The 4,322-nt window shown below is 27.1% G+C and carries 4 protein-coding genes and 1 pseudogene; all 5 read right to left on the bottom strand.

From position 1 onward, the window contains the following. On the bottom strand, window positions 1-584 hold a 584-nt coding region (locus ACMOUI_RS05360; RefSeq protein WP_418964705.1), incomplete at its 3' end, for a transposase. 75 nt (window positions 585-659) lie between these two features. Then, window positions 660-803: a hypothetical protein gene (locus ACMOUI_RS05355; RefSeq protein WP_418964704.1), complete on the bottom strand. Its 144-nt coding sequence runs from the start codon at window positions 801-803 to the stop codon at window positions 660-662. Window positions 804-957: 154 nt separating this feature from the next. After that, window positions 958-1,254 carry a PD-(D/E)XK nuclease domain-containing protein gene (locus ACMOUI_RS05350; RefSeq protein WP_418964706.1) on the bottom strand — a complete coding sequence of 99 codons (297 nt, stop codon included), beginning with the start codon at window positions 1,252-1,254 and terminating at the stop codon, window positions 958-960. Between the two features lie 531 nt (window positions 1,255-1,785). Next, window positions 1,786-2,561 (bottom strand): annotated as a pseudogene (locus ACMOUI_RS05345) (AAA family ATPase); the annotation flags it as partial. Between the two features lie 262 nt (window positions 2,562-2,823). Next, the coding region (locus ACMOUI_RS05340; RefSeq protein WP_418964703.1) for an AAA family ATPase at window positions 2,824-4,322 on the bottom strand (1,499 nt) is incomplete at its 5' end.

The raw sequence follows: 4,322 nt of genomic DNA, 5'->3' as shown, positions 1-4,322 counted from the left end.
CCTCTGACTTTTTGGTTCCACTTTTTCATAATATTTTTACTAGAAAGAAAAAGAACCTTTAATAAAGCATCTTCACTAGGATAAATAGATCTAGAATTACTAACTTTTCTAAACTGACTATTTAAACTTTCAATTATATTAGTAGTATAGATCATCTTTCTAATTTCCATAGGGAAATTAAAAAAATGCGATAATTCACTCCAATTAGTATACCAACTTCTAAGAGCTGGCGCAAACCCAGGAAGGTCATTTTTTAAAATCTCTAAAGCTTCAAATACGCATTCTGCACTGCGTTGTGGTCTGAATCCAAAGGAATTTTTATGAAAACTCTTTTCAACTATTGGTTCTAATATTTGTTTAAAACATAGTTGCACTGGTCTATCATAGATATTAGGTATTCCTAGCGGTCTATATTCTCCATCTCCTTTTGGTATCTCTACTCTCTTAATCATTCCTGATGTATATCTGCTCTTTAAATCATATTTAATTCGTTTTACTATTTCATCTTTAATTTTTAATATATCGCTTATAGTTTCGATAGCCCTGTAAGCTGGATACTGCCTGTAACAGTATAGCGAGTTCATATCACGAATTCTTACTAAGCGTTACTCCTTCACTCTACTTCTCGAAAATACAGTTCTCTGTTATTTCACTTTATACTAAGCTACTTTTAACATGTCGTAACTTTTCATTACGAAACGTGTCGCACTCATAAAATCTTGAGCATCATCAGCAGATTTAATCTTATTTTGTTCGATTAATTGTTTAACAAGCGGATTTACTTTTAAATTTTTTCTAGCCATAAAAAAACCTCCTCAGTTATTAACTTAATTATACAAATTAATAGCTAAGAAGGTAAAATATATATATTTAATTTTTATAATTTACACTAAATTCAGGAAACTCTCTGATTTACAGAAAGTGCCGTAAAGCCCACTACTTCAGTCGTGTGGAGTGTCAATTAATCTCGCTTTCAATAGCAACATCTTTACCACTAAAAGCCATTCCTATTTTTATAACTTTTGACACTCCATTATTTTTCATAGATATATTATACTTCTTTTCGTTTATTTGAGCTAAGGCTTCCCTAGCTTTCTCTTTAATAGAGTTTTTATCTCCTATTTTGAATTCAAATATCAAACCATAATTACTCTTATCTTTAGGTTCTAGAGCTATATCATATCTTCCATATCCACTCTCTCTATTGGAAGTTATTATATATTTATCACCCAGAGTTAAAAGAAGTCCTAGCATAAAATGATGATAATATTTTTCACTATCTCCAGCATCATGATAACTTACTGCTGATAGATATAGCTCTTTAAACTTGTATTCAAATTTATCCATATCACCTTTATACAAATCTTCAAGCATTTTAAAATACATAGCCGTTTTTCCATGACTATACTCTTTTATAAAAGTATTTTTAAAAAATGATTGAACTTCATAATTTGGAATTTTTAAAAAGTATGTTTTGGCTCCAGTTATATCGGAGATTTCAGCTCCATCATAAGTTAAATATCCTGAAAATAGCATTAAAGACCAGATTGTATCCACATCTTCTAGATCAGAAAACACTATATTATCTGTGATTACTTCCTCGATCACATTTCCACTAAAAACTGCTTTTAAATCATCTAATACTTTAGAGTCATTTTTATCTAATAGTTGTCTTATTAAAGCATTATCACTCGTATTTATCCAGTATGGATTTAACTCTTTATCATTAATGTAATTTATAATAGACCATGGATTGTATACCAAATTATCTCCAAATTTATAGCCATTATACCATTTCTTGACCTCTTTTAACTCGTAATCTAATTCATAGTATTTTAAAGCTTCTTCTACCTCATTTTCAGTTAAGCCAAAGTATCCGTACTTATTATCTAAAACTGTGGATACAGTGAGATTATTTAATCCTGAGAATATACTTTCTTTAGCTATTCTTAATATTCCTGTAAGCACTGCAAATTCCAAGTAGGGATTTCCTTTTAATGCTGCACTCAGAAAATTACGAAAGAAGAATATAACTTCGTTATAATATCCTTGTGAATGCGCTGTAACTAATGGTGTATCATATTCATCTATTAAAATAATTACTTTTTTTTTGTATTTCTCATATAAATATTCTGATAAATTTAAAAGTGAATTTTCCTGTGCGTCTCTTTTTTCTTCTAAAATAAGTCCATATTTTTTGTATTTTTTTTTATCAAACTTGTAAATTTTTCTAAGCAAAGTTCCCAGCTGCTAACTTTTATATCTTTTAAACTAATATATATAACTGGATATTCACCTTGATACTTCATTTTATCTGTTCTTGAAATATCTAACCCATCAAATAACTTTTTGTTACTCTCTTTATTTTCTATATCAAAGAAATAGTTAAGCATTGACATATTTAAAGTTTTCCCAAATCTTCTTGGTCTTGGTAATAATGTTACCTCTGATTTTTTATTTAATAATTCATTTATTAATAGTGTTTTATCTATGAAATAATAATTATTTTCTATTACTTTTTTGAAGTCATCTAGCCCTACTGGTAATTTTTTCTTAACCATCCTTATTTCACCTCACTATACCATTTTTTTAAGTATATCATATTTTTTATTTTAATTTAACTTTTATCTATTAAATATGTTGCTCTCTAGTTCTTGAATATCTTCTTCTATCATTCCAATTTTATATTCCCTCCCTTATCATATACTCACTTTCTGCTTTTAAATTTCTTCATTACTACTCTATGTAAATAGTATTTCATAAATTCCTCCCCAAATTAAAAAAGATCGCTCTTAAAGGACGACCTCTTTCTAATTTTAATATTTAATTAATTTCGCTTTCAATAGCAACATCTTTCCCACTAAAAGCCATTCCTATTTTTATTACTTTTAATACTCCATTATTTTTCATAGATATATCATATTTCTTTTCATTTATTTGGGCTAAAGCTTCCTTCGCTTTTTTTCCAATGGAGTTTTTATCACCTATTTTAAATTCAAATATTAAACCATAGTTATTCTTATCTTTAGGTTCTAAAGCTATATCATATCTACCATAGCCACTTTCTCTATTAGAAGTGATTACATACTTATCACCTAAAGTTAAAAGAACTCCTAACATAAAGTGGTGATAGTATTTTTCGCTATCTCCAGTATCATGGTAACTCACTGCTGACATATACATTTTTTTAAATTTATTTATAAATGAATTTAAATTTCCTAAAAACAAATCTTCCATCATAGTTCCATAAAAGTGAACATCTCCTTTTGTATAAGTCTCTATGAAGCTTTGTCTAAAGAAACTTTTAATCTCTTGGTTAGGTATTTTTAATGAATATGATTTTAGACCAGTTATTAGAGATATTTTCATTTCTTCATATGTTAAATATCCGGAAAATAGCATTAATGACCATAAAGTATTAATATTATTTAAATCATCAAATATTATATTTTCTGAAATTGTTTCCCAGATTGATTCTCCTTTAAATATTAACTCCAGCTCCTCAAATACCTTTTTATCATTTTTAACTAATAGTTGTTTTATTAAAGCATTATCACTAGTATTTATCCAATAAGGATTAAGTTCTTTGTTATTAATATAATTTATAATAGACCAAGGATTATAAACTAGCTTATCTCCAAATTTATAACCGTTGTACCATTTTTTAATTTCCTCTAGTTCATAATCTAATTCATAATACTTTAAAGCTTCTTCTACCTCATTTTCAGTTAAGCCAAAATAATTAAAATTATTATCTAAGATTGTAGACACTGTAATATTATTTAATCCTGAGAATATACTTTCTTTTGCTATTCTCAATATTCCTGTAAGTACAGCAAATTCTAAATATGGATTTCCTTTTAATGCTGCACTCAGAAAATTACGAAAGAAGAATATAGCTTCGTTATAATATCCTTGTGAATGCGCTGTAACTAATGGTGTATCATATTCATCTATTAAAATAATTACTTTTTTTTTGTAATGATTTTCTAAATAGCCAGATAAATCTTTCAAAGCATTTGAATAATCTGCATTTTCATTTTTCATTAAAATATCATTAAAGTTTTTGGCTTGAATCTCATTTAAAGATTCTCTAATATATATTTTAGATTGAAATAAAGAACTTATTAAATGTTTTAATGCTTTTAAACACTCTATCCAGCTGCTAACTTTTATATCTTTTAAGCTAATATATATAACTGGGTATTCACCTTGATACTTCATTTTATCTGTTCTTGAAATACCTAATCCATCAAATAACCTTTTGTTACTCTCTTTATTTTCTATATCAAAGAAATAGTTAAGCATTGACATATTTAAAG

Origin of the sequence: Cetobacterium sp., from assembly GCF_048470075.1 — a bacterium.
GTDB lineage: Bacteria > Fusobacteriota > Fusobacteriia > Fusobacteriales > Fusobacteriaceae > Cetobacterium_A.
This window is presented reverse-complemented; position numbering and strand designations above follow the sequence as displayed.